The following is a 19,897-nucleotide window of genomic DNA, read 5'->3' on the forward strand; positions in this document are numbered from 1 at the left end:
CATTCAGGGCTGATGCTCGGCATCGAGCATCACGATCAGCTCAGCCCCTTCATTTCGCACATTTCCCACTTCCTTGCCCACCGCAAACCACTCGAACGCCTCGACCGGCAAGCACTGCTCCCGCGTCAGGCGTTCGGCCTCCTCGGCAGGCACCTCAGGGTCGATCCATGCCCGGGCATGCTCCGGGCTCAGCACCAGGGGCCGGCGGTCATGGATATCGACCATCCCCGCATCGCTCGCCGCAGTGATGATCACGAAACCATCCCCTTCGTTCGGCTCCCGCCCCGCACGCACCTCGGCCAGCGCGGCCATGAACATCGGTGCCTGGCTTTTCAGGCGAATGAAGTAAGGCTGCTTGCGCTTGGGATCGAGCGGGTCGGCCACCCACTCGTACCAGCCGTCAGCCATCACCAAGGCCCGCCCTTGCGGCCACAGGGCCTTGAAGAACTTGCCGGTGGTCACTGTCTCGACCCGCGCGTTGATCGGTGCCGGCCGCTTGCCGGTGGCCCAGAACGGCGCCCATCCCCAATGGCAGGGGTCGATGCGCAGGCCATCGGTGGCGTGGTGCAGGATCAGCACGCGGCTGCCGGGGGCGACGTTGTAGCGGCCGATCGGCACGTTGTCGTAGCCGCTGATCACGTCCTGCTCGGCGTCCAGCTCACGCAGGTAGTCGGCCAGGCCCTGGTACTGGGCGAAGCGTCCACACATGGCATGTACCCCCACTTGTCGAAATATCCTACGGCGAAATTGACCGGATACTCGCTACGGCGTTTACTGTATATGCATACAGTTTAATATCAAGGTCGTCGCATGACTTCCATCCTGGGTCCCATCACGGGCGGCAGTGTTGCCGTGCCGCGCTATCTGTTCCGTGTCCCGGCGGGCTTTCCGTCGCCTGCTGCCGACCACATGGAGCAGCCCATCTCGCTGGACGAGCTGCTCAACCTGCGCGCACCGCATATCTATCTGGTCAGGATAGACGGCGACAGCATGCAAGGTGCCGGTATCTTCGATGGCGACCTGGTGCTGGTCGACCGCTCGATCGAGGCGCGCCATGGCCATATCGTGATTGCCGCGGTCAACGGCGAGCCGCTGTGCAAGCGCCTGCAGCACGTCGCCGGGCAAGTGCTGCTGCGCTCGGAAAACCCGCGCTATGCGCCACGCTACATCATGGAGGGTGACGACTTCATGATCTGGGGCGTGGTGACCTTCAGTGTGCGCAGCCATGACCCGGCAGCCTGAACCGGCTTAGCGCAGTAGCATCACCCCAACGAGGGTGGCACCGGCACAGCCCGCCCCGACCAGGAAGGTCGCCTGGAACCCGGCGCCATCCCACAGCAACCCGGCCACCACGCTGGCCACCAGCAGCGCCACCCCGGTCAGCAGGTTGAACAGGCCGAATGCCGTGCCGCGCAGGTTGGCCGGTGCACTGTCGGCGATCAGCGCGGCGAAGATGCCCTGGGTAAAGCCCAGGTGCAGGCCCCAGGCGGCAACCCCCAGCGCCAGCCCGGCCCAGCCTGGCAGCAGGGCCAGCAACAGGTCGGCGGCGATCAGCAGGGCCAGCCCCATCATCAGCACGCCACGGCGGCCCACGCGGTCCGACAGCGCGCCGGCCGGGTAGGCCGACAGCGAATAGGCCAGGGCCATCAGCACCAGCACCGCAGGCGCCCACAATGGCGCCATGCCCATGTCCTGGGCGCGCAGCAGCAGGAATGCCTCGCTGAAACGGGCCAGGGTGAACACCATGGCCAATCCGCTCAGCCGCCAGTAGGCGGGGCCCAGGCGCGCCAGTTCCTGCAATGCCAGTGGTGAGCGTACCGGCCGCGCGCTGGGCGCCGTCTCAGGCTCGCGAACGAAGGCAACGAGAATGTACACGGCGACGAACGCCGGGATCACCGCTACCCAGAACACCGTCTGGAAATGGCTCGCCGTCAGCCACATCAGCACGATCGCCAGCAACGGGCCGAGGAAGGCCCCCACGGTGTCCAGCGCCTGGCGCAGGCCGAATGCCGCGCCACGCAGCTCGGGCGGGGTTACATCGGCCACCAGCGCATCGCGGGGGGCGCCGCGGATGCCCTTGCCGATACGGTCGACGAAGCGCGCTGCGGTCAGCCACTCCAGCCCGGAGGCCAGGGGGAACACCGGCTTGGTCAGCGCGCCCAGGCCATAGCCCAGCACCGTCAGCAGCTTGCGCTTGCCCAGGCGGTCGCTGAGCGCGCCGGAGAACACCTTGGTGATCGATGCGGTGGCCTCGGCGATGCCTTCGATGAAGCCGACGGCGACCACCGAGGTACCGAGCACGGTGACCATGTACAGCGGCAGCAGGGCGTGGATCATTTCCGAGGAGATGTCCATGAACAGCGACACGAAGCCCAGCGCCCAGACGCTGCGGGGGATCTTCTGCAGGGCCTTGGCGGTGCTGCCTGGCTCGGACTTTTCGGCGCTGCGCATCGGGAGCCTCGGTGGGGGTGTCACAGTTCGAAACTGTAGGAGCCTGTGCGCAGGATGCAAATCGGATGAGTGGCTGGAGGCATTGGCCGGGTGTTGTGATTAACTGTATATAAATACAGTATTGTTGATGCTGCCCGATGAAACCCACACCTGTTTTTGCCCTGATCGACTGCAACAGTTTCTACGCCAGCTGCGAGCGGGTGTTTCGCCCTGACCTGCAGCGCACGCCCATCGTCGTGCTCAGCAACAACGATGGGTGCATCGTCGCCCGCAGCGCCGAGGCCAAGCCTTTGGTGAAAATGGGCCAACCGTACTTCCAGGTGAAGGACCTGCTGCGTCGGCATGGGGTTGTGGCGTTTTCCTCCAACTATGCGTTGTACGGCGACATGAGCCAGCGGGTGATGACGGTGATTGAAGGCATGGTGCCGGCCCTGGAGGTGTACTCCATCGACGAAGCCTTTGCTGACCTGGCCGGCATGCCCGGCGACCTGGAGCGCCTTGGCCGCGACATCCGCGCGCGGGTGTTCAAGCACACCGGCATCCCGGTGGGGGTTGGCATCGCGGGTACCAAGACCTTGGCCAAGCTGGCCAACCACGCGGCCAAGCGCTGGTCGGTGCAGAGCGGTTGGGTGGTCGATCTGCGCGACCCGGTGAAGCGCGAATGGGTATTGAAAAAGTGCGATGTGTCGGAGGTCTGGGGCATCGGCAAACGCCTTACGGCCCATTTGCAAGCGATGGGCATCCGCACTGCCTGGGACCTGTCCCGCGCCAACCCCGGCCTGCTGCGCAAGACCTTCAGCGTGGTGGTGGAAAAGACCGCCCGCGAACTGGCCGGCACGCCTTGCCTGCAACTGGAAGAGGTCGACCTGCCACGCCAGGAAATCTGCTGCAGCCGCATGTTCGGCCAGCGCCTGACCGAGCTTGCGCCGCTCAAGGAAGCGGTGGCCACCTACGTGATGCGCGCGGCGGAAAAGTTGCGCAAGCAGCGTTCGCTGGCGCAGCGGATGCGGGTGAGTATCCGCACCGGCATGTTCAACCCCGAGGAGCCGCGCTACGCCAACGGCGTGGTGGTGCAGCTGCCGTATCCCACCGATGACGAGCGGCTGCTGACCCGCATGGCGCTGGAGGCGGTGGAACGGGTGTATCGCGAGGGGTTCCGTTACAGCAAGGCCGAGGTATTGCTGATGGAGCTGTGCCAGCGCGGGGAGGTGACCGGTGATCTGTTTATGCCGACGCAGAGCGTGAAGGCCGAGCGGGTCATGCAGGTAATCGACGGCGTTAACGGGCGCTGGGGGAGGGGGACGCTGCGCAGTGCGGCGGTGCCGGCGGCGGCGCAATGGGCGATGCGGCGGGAGTTGATGAGTGCGGGCTTTACCACGCATATGGCAGGGTTGTGGCGGGTCGCAACTTGACGCCATAAGTCTAGAAAGATTCGAGATCTGGCATTTTTTTGGCTGAGGGGTCGCTGGTATTATTTTGCCATCCTTGGGCGTTTCTGCGGCACGGGATTGGCGTCCCGTCACAGGTCCGGGCACATCCACATCCAGTGGCGGTGCTCTGCGTGTGCCAATGACTCAGGGTAATCCCATGACGACCAGCGCTCGTGAGCCTCGCGCTCTGACTGCCCAATCCCATTTCGGAGCTTGTCATGACTCCCATAAACTGATGTTTTCGGTGCACGCTGGAGTCGACGGAGAAGACGCAATGGTCTGTGCCGTCGCAGCGCTGAAGGCCGCCTACGAGACCAATGCGCTGGCATTGGAAAAGGCGAAAGAGCCAATGCGCAGCTTGCTGATTGCAACGGAAAACTCGCTGGAAAAGGGCCTGGCGTTGGCTGAGGCTGTGCTCCAAGGTCTGGAACAGGGATAGGTGATTGTTGATAGGGCCGCAGACGCGGCCCGTTCTGGTTTTGTAGGGGTTGGTGAGGCGAGGGACGAAAGCCAACTAACGGGCCTGAAGAACCTCACGAAACACGTCCGGGCGAGAAGCCGCAATGTGTAGAAGAGACCGCGCCGCCCCCGACGGCATACGCCGACCTTGCTCCCATTCTTGAAGCGTGCGCACCGAGACACCCAATAGCTCCGCAAATCTGAGCTGGGAGAGTCCAGTTCTGCTCCGAGCTTCTGCTGCTTCGGTTACTTCCACTTGATGCACAGCGCCATAGCGACCAGTCTTCACATCGCGGATGGATTCCAGCAATTCCTCACCGATGTTGCGAGTAGCATCCCGAAGCATCAGTTCTTTTTCAGTCAGGGGCATGATTAAGCTCCTTCGCAATCTTGCGCAGCACGTGCGCGGGTATGTTCTCGGTGGCGCTCTTGCAGTAGATCAGCAGAGCAACCAAAGCGCCGTTGGCGAGCTGAGCGGTGTAGATGACACGGACGGCGCCTCGCTTGCCTTTGCCGTCCAGGCTCCAGCGTACCTTGCGGCATCCGCCTGAACCGGGAATCACTGCACCTGCGTCAGGGTCGTTGGCGAGATAGCACATGAATGCCCCGTGCTCTTCCTCGCTCCAGTAGTTGGGCCATTGCCTGGAAAATAGTGGCGCTTCAATGATCGTCAGCATACTGCATCCCTACGTCTTTGACGTAGATATTTTGCGTTGCCTGCCTGAGATCAAGAAGCGGGAGGTTGTATCGAGGGGTTGCTGAGGTAGTGGTTTGGTCCGAGATTGCCGGGGCCGCGCAGCGGCCCCGGCGATCTCAAAGGCTCAACCGCACCGCCAGCGCCGCCAAAGTCGCCAGCAACACCGGCACCGTCAGCAACACGCCAACCTTGAAGTAATACCCCCAGCCAATCGTCACCCCCTTGCGCGCCAGCACATGCAGCCAGAGCAAGGTCGCCAGGCTGCCAATCGGGGTAATTTTCGGCCCCAGGTCGCAGCCGATCACGTTGGCGTAGATCATCGCCTCGCGGACCACGCCGTGGGCCTCGCTGGCCTGGATCGACAGCGCGCCGATCAGCACGCTGGGCAGGTTGTTCATCACTGAGGACAACAGCGCGGCAATCAACCCGGTCCCCAGCGAGGCGGCCCACAGGCCATGCCCGGCCAGGCCGTTCAGCACGTGGGTCAGCGAGTCGGTCAGGCCGGCATTGCGCAGCCCGTACACCACCAGGTACATGCCCAGCGAAAACACCACGATGTGCCACGGCGCCTCGCGCAGCACGCGGCGGGTCATGATCACGTGGCCGCGTGCTGCCACCGCGAACAGTACCAGCGCCCCGGCAGCGGACACGGCACTGACCGGGATGCCGAGCGGCTCCAGCACGAACAGCCCGGCCAGCAGCCCTACCAGTACCACCCAACCGACGCGGAAGGTGGCGCGGTCGCGGATGGCCAGGGCCGGTAGCTTGAGGTCTTCACTGGCGTAACGGCTGGGAATGTCGCGACGAAAGTACAGCCACAGCACCAGCAGTGTGGCCGCCACTGCCACCAGATTCACCGGCATCATCACCCCTGCGTAGGCATTGAAACCGAGGCCAAAGTAGTCCGCCGAAACAATGTTCACCAGGTTCGACACCACCAGCGGCAGGCTGGCGGTGTCGGCAATGAAGCCGGCGCCCATGACGAAGGCGAGGGTCGCGGCGGGGGAGAAGCGCAGGGCCAGCAACATCGACATGACAATCGGGGTAAGGATCAGCGCCGCGCCGTCATTGGCGAACAGCGCCGACACCGCAGCCCCCAGCAGCACCATGAAGGCGAACAGCCGACGCCCGTCACCGCGCGCCCAGCGGGCCACGTGCAGCGCTGTCCATTCGAAGAAACCCGCCTCATCCAGCAACAGGCTGATGACGATCAGGGCGATGAAGGTGCCGGTGGCGTTCCAGATGATCGCCCACACGGTGGGGATGTCGTGCAACGAGACTACCCCGGACAGCAGCGCCAGCACGGCGCCGAGGCTGGCGCTCCAGCCGACGCCGAGGCCCTTGGGCTGCCAGATGACCAGGGTCAGGGTGAACAGGAAAATAAGCGCGGCTGGGAGCATGAGTAGGGGATTCAATGATGGGGTGAGCCGACCTGGAACATCCGTGGGTCGTACATGAAGTCGTACATTTCAACCACCCGGATCTGACTCACCGCTGGGTGGCTGGGGTTGATGACGATGTTGCGTTCCAGCGGCAGGATGGCAGACGGGATGACCAGCCCAAGGTGGCTGTTCGACTTCAACCAGGCTGTGCCGAATGCCATGCTTGGGCGGTCGGCAGGCAGGCTGGCCCAGCCTTCGGGCAGGTCCGTCGCATCGACCTGCAGATACAGCGAGGTATCTGCAGGCAGCTCAAAGCAGGTGATCTTCAAGGGGACGGTGGGTTCGCCCGCCGCATGTACGAAGGTTTCCAGGCAACAGATTGCCGGTGTCATGCCCATGTATACGGCGGGCACGTCCTGATCGTTCCAGCGCCCGCCTTCGATGGCCGCGCCCTTGCCGCTCAAGTCAGTGGCGCGTTTTGCCTTCGCGATTCGCCACCCCCGCATCAGGCAACCCCACCCCATTCCAGGGCCTGCAGTACCCGGCGCACCTGCTTGGCACCGATTTCGGTTTCGCAGAGCAGGATCGGCGCACTGTCACCCAGGGCCTTGTTCGGTTTCGATAGCCACTGTGCAGCAGCGTCGCGGCTCTCGAAGACCTCCTCGGCCTGATGGGACACCGAGGCGATGCGGTCCAGGCGTTCGGAGGCGACGGTATCGAGCACTTCATGCTCCCGCACACGCCGCTCCAGCGTGGAAATCGAGGCATTGAGCAGCAATGCCAGACTGGGTTCTTCGAGGTTGAAGGTGTAGCGCACGGCACGGAAGAGGTGGGCTGAAAAGCCGCGCTTGATCTGCACCAGTCGCTCCGATTCCTTGAGTGCATAGCGGCTTGCGCTAAATGCCCAGAACTCGTCGATACCAGAACTGCGCACATCTTCTTTGGCTTTTTCGTGACGCCGTTGGGCGATTGAAGTGCTCATCACGCCTCCGTCAATTGACTAGTTTTTTTCGTCAAATGAAGTATAAGCCGGCCGGTCGCCCAATTGCACCTACCTTCGATCAGCCCAGAACGTTCAGCCGACCGTCACCCTGGCAAAGGCTTGCCGAAAGCGCAGCATGATTGGCACCATTGGCCGGCTCTAATTCAAGACATTGCGCTCGCCGAGCCACGCTTCGAAGTGGCTGAAGGTGTCAATGGCGGCCTGTACCGTGCTGGCCTGTGCTGGCGCTGCAGCCGATGCCTGGTCAAGCCGCTCCAGGAAACTGCGCCAGTAGCTGCCGGCCAGCGCCCCGTACACGTCGAGGAAGGCTGCGCCACTCTCGTGGCCGATGCCCAGGCGCTCGGCCATCGCCCGCTTGAGCACCTGGCCACCCAGGGTCGAACCCTCCAGCACATACATCACGCCCAGCGCGCTGGCCTCGTCGTGGATGGCCGGCAGTGCCTGGCACAGTGGCAGGGCGCCGATGTCGGCCTCACTCAGGTCCAGGGCCAGCAGGTCGCGGGTCAAGGTTGCGGTCTTGCGGCGTTCTGGGCCCTGATAATTGCCCAGGTGCTGCTCCAGAGGCGCATGAAAACCGTAGTAGGCCTGCAGCAGGCGGCGATAGGCAGCGCTGTCGAAGCCAGGGCTGAAGAACGGCAGGCGCGCCTCCAGCGCCTTGTGGCAGTCGCGGGTGCCCTCGCGCAGGGCGAGCAGCAAAGGGCTGCTGGGCGTAGTGGTGGGCATCGATCTGGCTCTGGTGGCATTTCGCCTAAGTAGGAGTGGCGATGCTAACCCGACGTTCCGCCTTGGCGTGAGTTTGTTGCGGTAAAAAAACGGCTGGCGTGTTAAACCAGTCTGCCAGACTTTCAGTGAAGAACACCCTGGTGATAGCCATACGCCTGACCTTGCTCTGCCACGCTCTGACCCCGGCCCAGAAATGCGGGCACCTGGCACAGCCCGACGACGGCATTTTGCCGTTGGCCATCGCGCCCTTGGCGATTACCCCAGGCATGCAGTTGCTGGCGGCGCCAGAGCGCAGAGCGCAGGAGACGGCGGCGCAGCTCTCGTCGCAGGTGCAGCGCGAGCCGGCATTGGCCGATTGCGCCCTGGGCCATTGGCAGGGCGTGTCACTCAAGCAGTTGCAGGCCGAGCAGCCTCAGGCGTTGGCGCAGTGGCTCGAAGAGCCGCTCAGCGCGCCCCATGGCGGTGAGTCGTTCGCGCAGCTGTGCGAGCGCGTGGGGGCATGGCTGATGGCCTTCGACAGGCCGGGTGAGTGGCTGGCGGTGACTCACCCTTGGGTGATCCGCGCCGCGCTGGTGACGGTGCTGGAGTGCCCGCTGGCTGCCGCGCAGCGGATTGATGTGCTGCCGTTGTCGCGGGTCGAATTGAGCTTTGCCGGGCGCTGGCGCTTGCGTCTGGGCTGAGCAAGCGCCGGTTGCCGGGTCAGAACGCCAGCTTGTAGCCGATCAGCAGCAACATGGTCGCCAGGCAAGGGCGCAGGACGCGGTCGGAGATGCGCCCGGTGAGGTGGCTGCCCAGGTAGATGCCCGGCAGTGAGCCCAGCAGCAGGTAACCCAGCAGCGACCAGTCCATGTTACCCATGCCGGCGTGGCCGATACCGGCAACCAGGGTCAGGGGGACGGCATGGGCGATTTCGGTACCGACCAGGCGACGGGTGGCGAGGAACGGGTAGAGCAGGAACAGTGCCACGGTGCCCAGGGCACCGGCACCAATCGACGTCAGGGTGACCATCACGCCCAGCACCACGCCAGTCAGCACGGTGAGGATGTTCAGGCTGCGGTCGCTGAGGTGGTAGTGGTCACCGGCGTGACGGCTGGCGAACGCTTGCAGGCGCGACTTGAACAGGATTGCCAGGGCAGTGAGGATCAGCACCACCGCCAGGCCCTGCTTGATGATGGCGTTCAGCGCCGTGGTGTCGGTGTGCAGGGTGCTGAGGAACCACAGGGTCAGGGCTGCCGCCGGCACGCTGCCGAGGCTGAGCAGGCCAGTGATCTTCCAGTCGATGTTCTTCTGCCGGGCATGCACCCAGACGCCACTGCCCTTGGTGATGGCCGCATACAACAGGTCGGTGCCCACGGCAGTCGCCGGGTTGATGCCGAACCACAGCAGGATCGGGGTCATCAGCGAGCCGCCGCCGACGCCGGTCATGCCGACGATGAAACCCACAACCAGTCCGGCAATGGTGAAACCGAAAGAACCTACATCCATACGCTACTCGACTGCCCAGCTTTGCCCGTTATCGGATGGGTGCCAGCATATAGGGAGTTTTTATAGCCAAATAGACTTGTTCGTTATTAGGTTATAACCGGGATGGCTTGTGGGGGCATGGCTGGTGATTGCCGACGCCTGCGAGATCGAGCGCCGCCCGCGCGGCGCTCGATCTGGGCCCCAACAAAAACCTCAAACCCTACGCAAAGGCCCCCTCAGATGCGGAAGCTGCCCACCAGCTGCTTCAGCCGCCCGGCCTGCTGAGCGAGTGCATCGCAATGCTGCAGGGTCTGGTTGAGGTTCACCACCCCTTGCTGGTTCAGCGCGTTGATCTGGGTGATGTCCAGGTTCAGGCTTTCGACCACAGCGGTCTGCTCCTCGGTAGCGGTGGCCACCGACTGGTTCATGCCGTCGATTTCACCGATGCGCTGAGTCACGCTGGCCAGGCGCTCGCCGGCCTGGTTGGCCACCTGCACGGTCTGCTCGCTCGATACCTGGCTGGTGTTCATGGTGTGCACCGCCTCGCGCGAGCCAACCTGCAGGCTGGTGATCATGCGGTGGATTTCTTCGGCCGATTCCTGGGTGCGGTGTGCCAGGTTGCGGACCTCGTCGGCGACCACGGCAAAGCCGCGCCCGGCCTCACCGGCCCGGGCGGCTTCGATGGCGGCGTTGAGCGCCAGCAAGTTGGTCTGCTGGGAAATGCCCTTGATCACGTCGAGGATCTTGCCGATCTCGTCGGTGCTGGCATTAAGGGTTTCGATCTGTTCGCACGATTCGCTGATGCGCTGTGAAAGCGCAGTCATGGCGTTGATCGCCTGCTCGACCACCTCACGGCCGCCATGGGCCTGCTCGCTGGCACCGCTGGCATGTTGCGAGGCATCGGCCGCATTGCGGGCGATTTCCTGGGTCGCGGCGCCCAGTTGGTTGATAGCCGCGGCCACGCTGTTGGTGCGCATGCTCTGCTCTTCGGAGCCGATGATCGAGGCGTTGGAGGCGTCGATGACTTTTTCCGACAGGTCGTGTACCAGGCGGGTGGCCGAAGAGACTTCGCTGATCGAGCTGTGGATACGCTCGACGAAGCGGTTGAACGAGCTGGCCAGTTCGCCGAATTCGTCCTTGTGCTGCACGTCCAGGCGGCGGGTCAGGTCGCCTTCACCTTCGGCGATGTCGCGCATGGCGCGGCCCATGGTGGTCAGCGGGCGCATCAGTACCGGGATCAGCAGGCCCAGCAGCACGGCGATGGCGACCACGGCGATGAGCATGGCGATGATCGCCGAGGTACGGAACTGGCTGAGTGCGGCGTAGGCCTTGTCCTTGTCGATCGACAGGCCGATGTACCACTGCGCCGAGGGCAGGCCGGCGACCGGGGCGAACGAGATCAGCCGCTCCTCACCGTTGAGCGTGACGTCCTGCATGCCGGCAGTCACGCGCAGGCCGCTGCCGGGGTAGATGTCCTTGAGGTTTTTCATCAGCTGGTCTTTGTCCGGGCTGACGATCACCTGGCCACTGCTGTCGGCGAGGAAGGCGTGGCCGATGCCGCCGAAGTCAACCGAGTTGATGATCTCGACCAGGGTGTCGAGGGTCAGGTCGCCGCCGACCACGCCGATCAGCTCGCCGTTGCGCTTGCTTTTCACCGGTACCGCGATGGTCACCATCAAGCCACCGACCGCGCCCTGGTAGGGGGCGGTGAGCACGGTCTGGCCGGCGCTGACCGCACTGCTGTACCACGGCCGCTGGCGGGGATCGTAGCCGGCCGGCATCTGTGTGTCAGGGCGCTGGGTGAATACGCCGTTGGCCTGGCCCAAGTAGGTGAAAAGGAAGTTCCGCGTGTAGGAAGGCTGCTCGATCAGCCCGCCCAGGGTCTCTCCTGCCCCTTGCTGGGCAATGTCCTGCGCCAGGTTTTCCAGCACCAGGATGCGCCCGCTCATCCAGTTCTGCACGCTGCTGGCGGTCAGCGCGCCAGCCTGTTGCACGGACGATTCGATGTTCTGGCGGAGGGTGTTGCGTTGCAGGTAATCGTTGTAGAGCGTGAACAGCGCAAAGGCCAGCACCACGACACCGCAGGCGCTGAGAAGGATCTTGTGGCGAAATTTCAGGTTCATGTTTCGAGACCTTGAGCCAAGGATGGGAAGGGCGCCGCGTGCTTGTGGCGTTAAGGCGAGTCCTGTCCTACGTGTTATCGGCTTGCTTGGTAAAAGGTTGAAACACTTAGCTATTTTCTTCCGCTCAGGTCGACGGACGGTGGGCTAGCCAGCGGCCAGCAGTTCGATCAGCAGGCGAGCGCCCTGGCGCAACGGCTGCTGCTTGCGCCAGAAGGCATGGATCGGCAGCTGCAGTTCGTTGCGGGTGTTGCGAAATTGCAGGCGCACCAGACGCCCGGCAGCGACCAGCGGCGCGACCCGGGCCAGTGGCAAGTCACCCCAGCCAAGGCCGGCTTCGACCATCTGCAGGGCCAGGTCGAAACTGTCGGTGGACCAGTGTGTGGCGCCGATCAGCGGGCGTGGGTCGAGCAATGGCAGGTCGCGGCTGCGGACCAGGATCTGGCGCACATTGACCAGGTCTTCGAGGTAGTGGATACGGCCTTCGAGCAGGGCCGGGTGGGTGGGCGACAAGGTGGCCACCAGCGATTCCATGCCGATGTGCTGGAAGCTGCGACGGGCATCGACCTGCAGGCCGGCAAAAGCCAGGCACAGGTCGGCGCGGCCGCTGTCGAGCAGGTGCAGGGCTTCTTCCTGCGGGGCGCTGAGCAACTGGATGTCGAGCAGCGGGTAACGTGCGCCGAGGCTGGCAATGGCGGCCAGCAGCGGGCGGTGGTCGATATCCGGGACCACGGCCAGGGTGAGGTTGCTTTCCAGGCCTTGGGACAGCTCCAGTGCGTGTACCTGCAGCAAGCCCAGCTGCTCGGCGATCAGCCGCGCGTGGGGTTCGAGGGCCAGGGCCTGGGCGGTGGCGCGGACCTCGCGTGAGCCGCGCTCGAACAAGGTGTAGCCCAGTTCGGCTTCAAGGTTGCCGATGGCCATGCTCACCGCCGAAGGTACCCGTTGCAGGGCGCGGGCAGCAGCGGAAAACGAGCCGCGGTCGAGCACGGCGAGAAACAGCTGGATGTTGTCGCTGGAAAAATTCATGTCAGCCTCCTGTCAGTCAATCTGAAAGCGGCTGACTTTTTCTGTCAAGCGAATTGAATCATCCTTGCGCCTCATCGCAATTCGACACATGAGGTAACCCGTGCAGGGCGTCAAACGCAAACTGGTCTACGTGACCTTCTATGAACTGATCGGCTTGTGCATGTCGACGCTGGGGCTGGCCTACCTGTCGGACACCCAGGCTTCGCACACCGGGCCTCTGGCGGTGATGATCACCACCATCGCCATGCTCTGGAACCTGATCTACAACAGCGTGTTCGAGTATTGGGAGAGCCGCCAGGCCAAGCGTGGGCGCAGCGTGGCGCGGCGGGTGGTGCATGCCGTCGGCTTCCAGCTGACCTTGGTGGTGTACCTGATTCCGCTGATTGCCTGGTGGCTGGACATAAGCCTGCTGGAGGCGTTTGTGGTGGACCTGGCGTTCATCATTCTGATCCCGTGCTACACCTTTGCCTATAACTGGGCGTTCGACCGGATCTTTGGCTTGCCGACTTCGGCCATGGCTGCTGCCAGGGCGGGAGGCTAAGGCAGGCGAATCAGCAAGGGCTCCTGTGGTGCAGGTGCTTGTCGCTGTTGCGTCTGCTGCTCCATGGACGGTTGCGGCGCAGTGGCCAGCAGGCTGTCCTCGACCTGCCCCGACAGGTAGTACACCCCCGCCAGGGCGCCGCTCTGGCGGTTCTCCATCAGCTCCTGCCACTCCTGGTTGAGCGCAACATTGAGGATGACCCGCAACTGCTCGACCATCTGCGGCTGGTCACGGTTGTGGGACATGATGCCGTAGCCGGTCGCCGCTATCGAGATCATTGCCCCGGCCACCTTGCCCACGGCGCTGGCCACGGCGCTGGCGACGCCGCGCGGGGCCAGGGTGGCGCCGAGCTTTTCGCTGGCATTGGTTGCCACGGACGACAAGCCCACGTCGGTTCTCCCGGGGCCTTTGGCGGCCTGCTTGTGCAGGTGTTCGCGCAACGCCAGCCAGGCCGGTTGCTGTTCAAGCGACTTGGCCCGCAGCAATTGATACAGCGTGGCATTGCGCGCGGGCGGTGGCCCCAGGTTGATCGCCGGGATGCGGTTCAGGCGCTGGCTGAATGCTTCGGGCGCAGCGTTGTAGCGCTGGATGATCGCCGGCAGTTGCTGGCCGAGCAGTTGCACGTACAGCTCGCAGGCACGATCGCGGATGCCCTCGGGGTTGATCTGTTCGGCCACCGGTTCGATCACCCGCTCGTGGTACTGCTCCTGCAGGTACAGCGCCAGGCGCTTTTCCGCCGGCTCGCGGCCCTCGCCGCTGTCGAGTTTGTACCAGGCCACTTTCATGGTCAGCCATTGCTGAGTCCAGTAGCCGGTGAACCAGGGGATGAAGTCTTGCTCGGTGCGTTGTTGCACCTGTTCCTTCCACACCCGCATCGAGCGCCGGGCATAGTCGTTGGCAGAGCCGGCGGCGCCAACTGAAGCCTCGATCAGTTCCTGGTCGATACGCTGCCAGGTGGCGGGGTCAAGCACCGCTGGAGGCGGCGGGGGAGGCGAGCGTTTTCCGGCGCAGCCGGCGATGGCCAGCAACAGGCACACTAGAACCAGGAATCGTCGGCTCACTCGGCTGCCTCGCGGGGAATAGAGGCTGGGTGGTCATCCGAGTATAGGGCGCGGCTCCGGGGGCTGCCGTGCAGCCCATCGGCCTTGCTCAGTCGAGGTCGAGCTTGTCTTCCAGGCGGTCGAGATGATCATCCATCAACGCCAGCGCCGCCCCCGCATCACCGGCCTCCACGGCATCGATGATCGCCGCATGTTCCTCCCAGGCGCAGTGGTCACAGCAAGGCGATTCATAACGGGCGATGATCAGCGAGGTCATTGGCACCAGGCCATTGAGGAAGCGCGCCAGCGGGGCATTCGCCGCCACTTGGGCGAGCTTGAGGTGAAACTCGCCACCCAGGCGGATGGCGGCGCAGCGCTCACCACGCTCATGGTGTTGGCGCTCGCGCTCGACCAGTTGGCGCAGCTGGCGGATCTGCGCTGGCCGTGCGCGTTGCGCGGCCAGGCTGATCAGGGTGGTTTCGGCCAGGCGCCGGGCGCTGAGCACCTGGCGTGCCTGCTCAGGGTCGGGTGCGGCCAGGTGGGCGGTGTGGCTGGGGCGCTGCACCACCACTTGCTGGTCCGACAGGCGGCCGAGCACCCGGCGGATCACCGTGCGGCTGACCCCGAAGGCATTGCCCAGGGCCTGTTCGGGCAACAGGCTGCCCGGCGGCAGGCGCTGTTCGAGAATCGCATCGAACAGGCGCGGGTAGATCTGCTCGGCCGACAGGCGAGTCTCGCCGGCGGCGAGCAGGGCAGGCAGGCGGGGGGCGGCGTGGGCGCAGGCGGTCATGGTCGCTCTCCAGGGGTCATTGGCCGGGCTGGTCGTCCGGGATGTTGAGGTGAATGCCCATGCGCTGGCCTTCGGCGAGGATGTGCTGGCGCATCTGGGCGCTGGCCTGGGCACTGTTGCGTTCGCGAATGGCGCGCACCACGGCTTCGTTTTCCTTGAGCCGTGCGGCCAGGTGCTCGGGCGAGTTGCGCAGCATGCTGGCGCTCTGCTTGAGGGCATTGCCGGTCTGTTGCACCACGCTCTGGAATATCGGGTTGGTGGTCAGTGCGAACAGCGCCTCGTGGAAGGCGATGTAGGCCTTGAATCCGGCTTCGCTGTCATCGGCTTCCAGGGCTTCGCGCATGTCCATCAGGGTCAGGCGCAGCTGGCCGATGTCCTGGCTGTTGGCCGATTGCGCGACCAGGCCGACGATGAACGGTTCGAGGGTGTAGCGCAGTTCCAGTACGTCGGCCAGGCTGGCCGCTGCGGCGCTTTCGCTGGCCGGGTCCTGGGCAGCAGCCTCGGCATCCAGCACCAGTACCCCCTTGCCCGGCAGCGCACGCACCAGGCCCAGGGTTTCCAGCACGGTCACCGCTTCGCGCAGGCTGGGGCGGCTGATGCCCAGTTGCTCGGCCAGTTCGCGCTGGCCGGGCAGCATGTCGCCGGAGCGCCACTGGCCACGGGCGAGGGCCTGGCGCAGTTTTTCCACCACTGAGTTGACGACGGTCGATGAGCTGATCACGGTTCGCTCCTGCAAGGGCCGGCGTCAGCGCCGGCCACGTTCGCTCAGAATTCCTGTTGATGGGGGTTGGCTTGCTTGCGTGGCACAGGGGCGAAGCCGGGTTTGCCATCGAGCACGTTCTGCGCACGTTCCAGGTCGATGTCCTTCTCCCAGCGGGCGATGGCCACGGTGGCCACGCAGTTGCCGATCAGGTTGGTCAGCGCCCGGCCAATGCCCATGAACCAGTCCACCGCCAGTACCAGCACCAGGCCCACCACCGGGATCGCCGGCACGGCGGTCAGGGTGGCGGCGAGGATCACCAGCGCCGAGCCTGGGATGCCGTGAGCGCCCTTGGAAGTCACCAGTGACACCAGCAGGATGGTCAGCAGGTCGGTCATCTCCAGTGGCGTGCCGGTGGCGTTGGCGATGAACACGATGGCCAGGGTCAGGTAGATGGAGAAACCGTCGAGGTTGAACGAGTAGCCGGTGGGGATGACCAGGCCGACGGTGGAACTGCCGATGCCCAGGTGCTCCAGCTTGCGCATGATTTGTGGCAGCACGGCGTCGGACGACGCGGTGCCGAGGACGATGGTCAGCTCTTCGCGCAGGTACTTGATGAACGGCAACAGCTTCAGGCCCGACACGCGCATCACGGTACCCAGCACGATCAGCACGAAGCCGGCGCAGGTCAGGTAGAACAGCGCCACCAGGCCACCCAGGTGCTGCAGCGACTCCAGGCCGTACTTGCTGGTGGTGAAGGCGATGGCGCCGAACACGCCGATCGGCGCCAGGCGCACGATCATGCCCATGATGCGGAAGATGACGTGGCTCAGTTCGTTGATCAGCCGCGAGATGCCAGCGGCCGAGTCACCCACCAGGTTCAGCGCGCTGCCGAACAGCACCGAGAACAGCAGCACCTGGAGGATGTTGTTGTCGGCGAAGGCACCGACCACCGAGGTCGGGATCAGGTCCATGAAGAACGCCGTGGCGCCATGGATGTGCTGGCCACGCTCGGCCAGGCTGCTGGCGTCGGCGCTGGACAGTTGGTCGAGGTGAATGTTGGCGCCGCTGCCGATGCCGCTGCTGAAGGCGAACACCAGGCCGATGACCAGGGCGATGGTGGTCAGCACTTCGAAGTAGATCACCGATTTCAGGCCGATGCGCCCGACCTTCTTCAGGTCGCCGGCACCGGAAATACCACTGACCACCACACAGAACACGATCAGGCCGATGAGCATCTTGATCAGCTTGATGAAGCCGTCGCCGAGGGGTTTGAGCTGCAGGGACAGGTCGGGGAAGCTGAGGCCGCAGGCGATGCCGAGGACAAGGCCGAGCACAACTTGCAGGAAGATCGAACGCGAGCACCATTTGAGCATGGGAGAGATCTCAGATCGGTGTCCTTGCTTCGGTGCCGCACGGGGCGAAAGAGCGCAGGACTTAATTATTGTGGTCTTACCGGTTTGTTCAGCGCCGAGTCATAAAAGCGCGAAAAATCCGACATTGCAAGGGTTTTTGGCCTTACCGGTCTGACCAGTTGTGGGGCATTGGTGGCTGCTGGGCTCTAGTTCGGTGCATACCGCTGCTGAGCCTGGCGGGCCATGCACGGGCCATGCTCCAAGCGTCGACCAATCCCTGAAGTGACGTAGCAATCTGCTTGCCAGCCCTCGGCCGAATCTGGATATTTTTCATAACGCTATGATTCGTAAGGATTATTTGCTTTATGTGGCTGAGTTCGTAGAATTCGCGCCTGACTGGGAAGTCACCGACAAGCAGGCTCCTGGTATTTCGAACGAATGGAGTCTCATCGTGTGCCTCAACCTGCCGGTAACGCCGGTCGAGCAACGTGGAGCGCTCAATCTGAGAGGCAGGATGCTGATGGACGACATTTATCGTGCGGCTGTGGATGCGGCCGCGATTTTTTCCGAGACCGATCTGCGCGGGTGCATCACCTACGTCAACCAGCAGTTCTGCAGCATTTCCGGCTACAGCCGCGAGGAGTTGCTGGGAGCCAATCACCGCATTCTCAATTCTGGTCTGCACGAGGCAGAGTTCTTCCTTGGCATGTGGCGCGCGCTGGCGGCGGGCAAGGTGTGGAAGGGGGAAATCTGCAACCGGGCCAAGGACGGTTCGCTGTACTGGGTCGATAGCACGATGGTGCCGCTGGTCGACCCGGCCACGGGCAAGGTGCGCAAGTACGTGTCGATCCGCTTCGATGTCACCGAAAAACGCCAGCTGCTGCATACCCTGCAGTGGCGGGTGGGGCACGATGTGCTGACCGGGCTGCCCAACCGCGCCTACCTGTCCGACTTGCTCAATCAGGCCCTGGCGTTCTCCCGCCGTGAAGAATCCCCCCTGGCGGTATGCATGCTGGACCTGGATGGCTTCAAGGCGGTCAACGACGGCTACGGGCATGCTGTCGGCGACCTGTTGCTGGTGGAGGTGGCGCGGCGACTCAAGGCTATCTTGCGCGGCGGTGACGCGGTGGCGCGGTTGTCAGGTGACGAGTTCGTACTGATCCTGCGTCACGTCGACTGCAGCCAGCAGTTGCACGCCGCCTTGCAAGGCGTGCTGAGTGCCCTGGCCGCACCCTATGTGATCCGTGAGCAGAGCGTGTTGCTCAGTGCCAGCATTGGCGTAACGCTGTACCCCCAGGACGATGAGGACGCCGACACCCTGGTGCGCCATGCCGACCAGGCCATGTACGTGGCCAAGCAGCGTGGCCGTAACCGCTACCATGTATTCGATGTGTCCCAGGAGCAGGAGCTCAAGGCCACTCACCAGACGGTGGCCCGGGTGCGTAGGGCGCTGCGGCAGGGCGAGCTGTGTCTGTACTATCAGCCTAAAGTCAACCTGCGCAGTGGCCAGGTGCTGGGATTCGAGGCTTTGTTGCGCTGGCAGCGTCCGGGGCGTGGGCTGGTACCGCCGGGGGAGTTTCTGCCGCTGGTGGAGCAGACCGACCTGATCGTGGAAATCGGTGAATGGGTGATCGAACAGGCACTGGGTCGCCTGCAGGAATGGCGGCAACAGGGGCTGCCTTGGTCGCTGAGTGTCAACATTGCGGCTCGCCATCTGCAGCGTGGTGACTTCGTGGAACGTTTGCAGCTGTTGCTGTCGGCATGTCCGCAGGTTGAACCGGCGTACCTGGATCTGGAAATCGTCGAGTCGGTGGCGATCGACAACCTGCAGCATGTCAGCCGTTGCCTGGAAGCCTGTCAGGCGCTGGGCGTGCGTTTTTCCCTGGATGATTTCGGCACCGGCTACTCGTCGCTGAGCTACCTCAAGCGCCTGCCAGCCCAGACCATCAAGATCGACAAGTCGTTCGTGCGTGACATTCTCCATGACCAGGACGACCTGGCCCTGGCGGGCGCGGTGATCGGCCTGGCACGGGCCTTTGGTCGCGAAGTGATCGCCGAGGGGCTGGAAAGTGTCGAGCATGGGCGGGTGCTGATGGCGTTGGGCTGTGAGCTGGCGCAGGGGTATTGCATTGCCCGGCCGATGCCGGCGGGTGAGGTGGTGGCTTGGGCAAGGGACTATCGGCAACCACCGCAATGGTACGATCAATCCGTGCTCACGGCTGCGGCGCCATGCACTTGATCGAAGCCAGCTCAGGATGGGCCACCAGCTTGTCGATGTGCAACGCGTCGTCATTCATCCAGCTTTCGCTCAGCACCCGGTAGTGCTCCATGTCACGGCAGCGCAGGCGCAGGCTGTAGTCGAAGTGGCCGCTGATCAGTTGGCATTCGTAGACTTGCGGGCAAGCCAGCATGGTGGCTTCGAAGGCTTTTTGCGCAGCGCGCCCGCTCTGGTTGGACAACGCCACCAGCACCAGCAGCGACAGGCCCGGGGCGAGCTTCTGCAGGTCGATGATGGCGCCGTAGCCGCGGATCACGCCGCGCCTTTCAAGCTTGCGCACCCGCTCCAGGCAGGGGCGTGGGGTGAGGTGGACCAGGTTCGAGAGTTTTTCGAAGGTGATGCGGCCGTCGTGGCGCAGCACATCGATGATGGCTTCGTCGATGCGGTCCAGCGGTGGGGCATTGGCGTCCTTGGTGTCCATGCGCAGGGCTTCTTTCC

The 19,897-nt window shown here is 64.0% G+C and carries 22 protein-coding genes; 6 read left to right on the plus strand and 16 right to left on the minus strand.

Annotation, left to right across the window (positions count from 1 at the left end; genetic code table 11):
• Positions 1 to 3: 3 nt before the first annotated feature.
• Positions 4 to 708, minus strand: coding sequence for an SOS response-associated peptidase family protein (locus ABE528_RS11130; RefSeq protein ID WP_346652964.1), 705 nt, complete (start codon positions 706 to 708; stop codon positions 4 to 6).
• A gap of 102 nt (positions 709 to 810) precedes the next feature.
• Here ABE528_RS11130 and umuD point away from each other — a divergent pair, with 102 nt between their 5' ends.
• Positions 811 to 1,242, plus strand: a complete 432-nt coding sequence (umuD, locus tag ABE528_RS11135) for a translesion error-prone DNA polymerase V autoproteolytic subunit (RefSeq protein ID WP_152956159.1) — start codon at positions 811 to 813, stop codon at positions 1,240 to 1,242.
• A gap of 6 nt (positions 1,243 to 1,248) precedes the next feature.
• Here the strand turns inward: umuD and ABE528_RS11140 are convergent, their stop codons facing one another.
• Entirely contained in the window at positions 1,249 to 2,451 is a 1,203-nt protein-coding gene (locus tag ABE528_RS11140) for an MFS transporter (protein WP_346652965.1), read from the minus strand.
• 137 nt (positions 2,452 to 2,588) lie between these two features.
• Here ABE528_RS11140 and umuC point away from each other — a divergent pair, with 137 nt between their 5' ends.
• A complete protein-coding gene (gene umuC, locus ABE528_RS11145; RefSeq protein ID WP_346652966.1) occupies positions 2,589 to 3,863 on the plus strand; it encodes a translesion error-prone DNA polymerase V subunit UmuC in 1,275 nt (424 codons plus the stop codon).
• Between the two features lie 175 nt (positions 3,864 to 4,038).
• A complete protein-coding gene (locus tag ABE528_RS11150) occupies positions 4,039 to 4,320 on the plus strand; it encodes a hypothetical protein (protein ID WP_346652967.1) in 282 nt (93 codons plus the stop codon).
• 75 nt (positions 4,321 to 4,395) lie between these two features.
• Here the strand turns inward: ABE528_RS11150 and ABE528_RS11155 are convergent, their stop codons facing one another.
• The 6 genes from ABE528_RS11155 to ABE528_RS11180 all read right to left on the minus strand — a co-directional run bounded on the left by ABE528_RS11155 (position 4,396) and on the right by ABE528_RS11180 (position 8,145).
• Positions 4,396 to 4,710 (minus strand): helix-turn-helix domain-containing protein, encoded by a 315-nt coding sequence (locus tag ABE528_RS11155; protein ID WP_346652968.1) that lies wholly within the window; start codon positions 4,708 to 4,710, stop codon positions 4,396 to 4,398.
• Positions 4,697 to 5,017: a transcriptional regulator gene (locus ABE528_RS11160; protein ID WP_346652969.1), complete on the minus strand. Its 321-nt coding sequence runs from the start codon at positions 5,015 to 5,017 to the stop codon at positions 4,697 to 4,699. The genes ABE528_RS11155 and ABE528_RS11160 overlap by 14 nt, the downstream gene beginning before the upstream one ends.
• 136 nt (positions 5,018 to 5,153) lie before the next feature.
• Positions 5,154 to 6,437 (minus strand): arsenic transporter, encoded by a 1,284-nt coding sequence (locus tag ABE528_RS11165; RefSeq protein WP_346652970.1) that lies wholly within the window; start codon positions 6,435 to 6,437, stop codon positions 5,154 to 5,156.
• 11 nt (positions 6,438 to 6,448) lie between these two features.
• Positions 6,449 to 6,943, minus strand: a complete 495-nt coding sequence (locus tag ABE528_RS11170) for an RES family NAD+ phosphorylase (RefSeq protein ID WP_346652971.1) — start codon at positions 6,941 to 6,943, stop codon at positions 6,449 to 6,451.
• The gene (locus tag ABE528_RS11175; RefSeq protein ID WP_346652972.1) at positions 6,925 to 7,401 is read right to left on the minus strand and encodes an antitoxin Xre/MbcA/ParS toxin-binding domain-containing protein; all 477 of its coding nucleotides are present in this window, start codon (positions 7,399 to 7,401) and stop codon (positions 6,925 to 6,927) included. The genes ABE528_RS11170 and ABE528_RS11175 overlap by 19 nt, the downstream gene beginning before the upstream one ends.
• Before the next feature lie 159 nt (positions 7,402 to 7,560).
• Positions 7,561 to 8,145, minus strand: a complete 585-nt coding sequence (locus ABE528_RS11180) for a biliverdin-producing heme oxygenase (protein ID WP_346652973.1) — start codon at positions 8,143 to 8,145, stop codon at positions 7,561 to 7,563.
• Between the two features lie 140 nt (positions 8,146 to 8,285).
• Here ABE528_RS11180 and ABE528_RS11185 point away from each other — a divergent pair, with 140 nt between their 5' ends.
• Positions 8,286 to 8,825, plus strand: coding sequence for a histidine phosphatase family protein (locus tag ABE528_RS11185; protein WP_346653040.1), 540 nt, complete (start codon positions 8,286 to 8,288; stop codon positions 8,823 to 8,825).
• Between the two features lie 19 nt (positions 8,826 to 8,844).
• Here the strand turns inward: ABE528_RS11185 and ABE528_RS11190 are convergent, their stop codons facing one another.
• The 3 genes from ABE528_RS11190 to ABE528_RS11200 form a co-directional block, all read right to left on the minus strand.
• Positions 8,845 to 9,630, minus strand: coding sequence for a sulfite exporter TauE/SafE family protein (locus tag ABE528_RS11190; RefSeq protein ID WP_346652974.1), 786 nt, complete (start codon positions 9,628 to 9,630; stop codon positions 8,845 to 8,847).
• A 215-nt stretch (positions 9,631 to 9,845) separates the two neighbouring features.
• On the minus strand, positions 9,846 to 11,732 hold the full coding sequence (mcpA, locus tag ABE528_RS11195) for a methyl-accepting chemotaxis protein McpA (RefSeq protein WP_152958754.1): 1,887 nt from the start codon (positions 11,730 to 11,732) through the stop codon (positions 9,846 to 9,848).
• A gap of 144 nt (positions 11,733 to 11,876) precedes the next feature.
• A complete protein-coding gene (locus tag ABE528_RS11200; protein ID WP_152958753.1) occupies positions 11,877 to 12,755 on the minus strand; it encodes a LysR family transcriptional regulator in 879 nt (292 codons plus the stop codon).
• A gap of 100 nt (positions 12,756 to 12,855) precedes the next feature.
• Here ABE528_RS11200 and ABE528_RS11205 point away from each other — a divergent pair, with 100 nt between their 5' ends.
• Positions 12,856 to 13,296 carry a PACE efflux transporter gene (locus ABE528_RS11205; RefSeq protein ID WP_346652975.1) on the plus strand — a complete coding sequence of 147 codons (441 nt, stop codon included), beginning with the start codon at positions 12,856 to 12,858 and terminating at the stop codon, positions 13,294 to 13,296.
• On the opposite strand, the gene ABE528_RS11210 is transcribed toward ABE528_RS11205, so the two are convergent.
• The 4 genes from ABE528_RS11210 to ABE528_RS11225 form a co-directional block, all read right to left on the minus strand.
• Positions 13,293 to 14,357: a hypothetical protein gene (locus ABE528_RS11210; protein WP_346652976.1), complete on the minus strand. Its 1,065-nt coding sequence runs from the start codon at positions 14,355 to 14,357 to the stop codon at positions 13,293 to 13,295. The two genes, ABE528_RS11205 and ABE528_RS11210, sit on opposite strands and share 4 nt — an antisense overlap.
• An 88-nt stretch (positions 14,358 to 14,445) precedes the next feature.
• The gene (locus tag ABE528_RS11215; protein WP_152958752.1) at positions 14,446 to 15,126 is read right to left on the minus strand and encodes a GntR family transcriptional regulator; all 681 of its coding nucleotides are present in this window, start codon (positions 15,124 to 15,126) and stop codon (positions 14,446 to 14,448) included.
• A 16-nt stretch (positions 15,127 to 15,142) separates the two neighbouring features.
• Positions 15,143 to 15,847, minus strand: coding sequence for a FadR/GntR family transcriptional regulator (locus ABE528_RS11220; RefSeq protein ID WP_346652977.1), 705 nt, complete (start codon positions 15,845 to 15,847; stop codon positions 15,143 to 15,145).
• A gap of 44 nt (positions 15,848 to 15,891) precedes the next feature.
• A complete protein-coding gene (locus tag ABE528_RS11225; RefSeq protein ID WP_346652978.1) occupies positions 15,892 to 17,202 on the minus strand; it encodes a C4-dicarboxylate transporter DctA in 1,311 nt (436 codons plus the stop codon).
• A 499-nt stretch (positions 17,203 to 17,701) separates the two neighbouring features.
• Between ABE528_RS11225 and ABE528_RS11230 the strand changes: the two genes are divergently transcribed.
• The gene (locus ABE528_RS11230; protein ID WP_346652979.1) at positions 17,702 to 19,420 is read left to right on the plus strand and encodes an EAL domain-containing protein; all 1,719 of its coding nucleotides are present in this window, start codon (positions 17,702 to 17,704) and stop codon (positions 19,418 to 19,420) included.
• Here ABE528_RS11230 and ABE528_RS11235 read toward each other — a convergent pair.
• Positions 19,395 to 19,880 (minus strand): Lrp/AsnC family transcriptional regulator, encoded by a 486-nt coding sequence (locus ABE528_RS11235; RefSeq protein ID WP_152958748.1) that lies wholly within the window; start codon positions 19,878 to 19,880, stop codon positions 19,395 to 19,397. The two genes, ABE528_RS11230 and ABE528_RS11235, sit on opposite strands and share 26 nt — an antisense overlap.
• Positions 19,881 to 19,897: the final 17 nt, after the last annotated feature.

Source organism: Pseudomonas sp. TWI628, assembly GCF_039673865.1.
In the GTDB taxonomy this organism is placed as follows: Bacteria; Pseudomonadota; Gammaproteobacteria; order Pseudomonadales; family Pseudomonadaceae; genus Aquipseudomonas.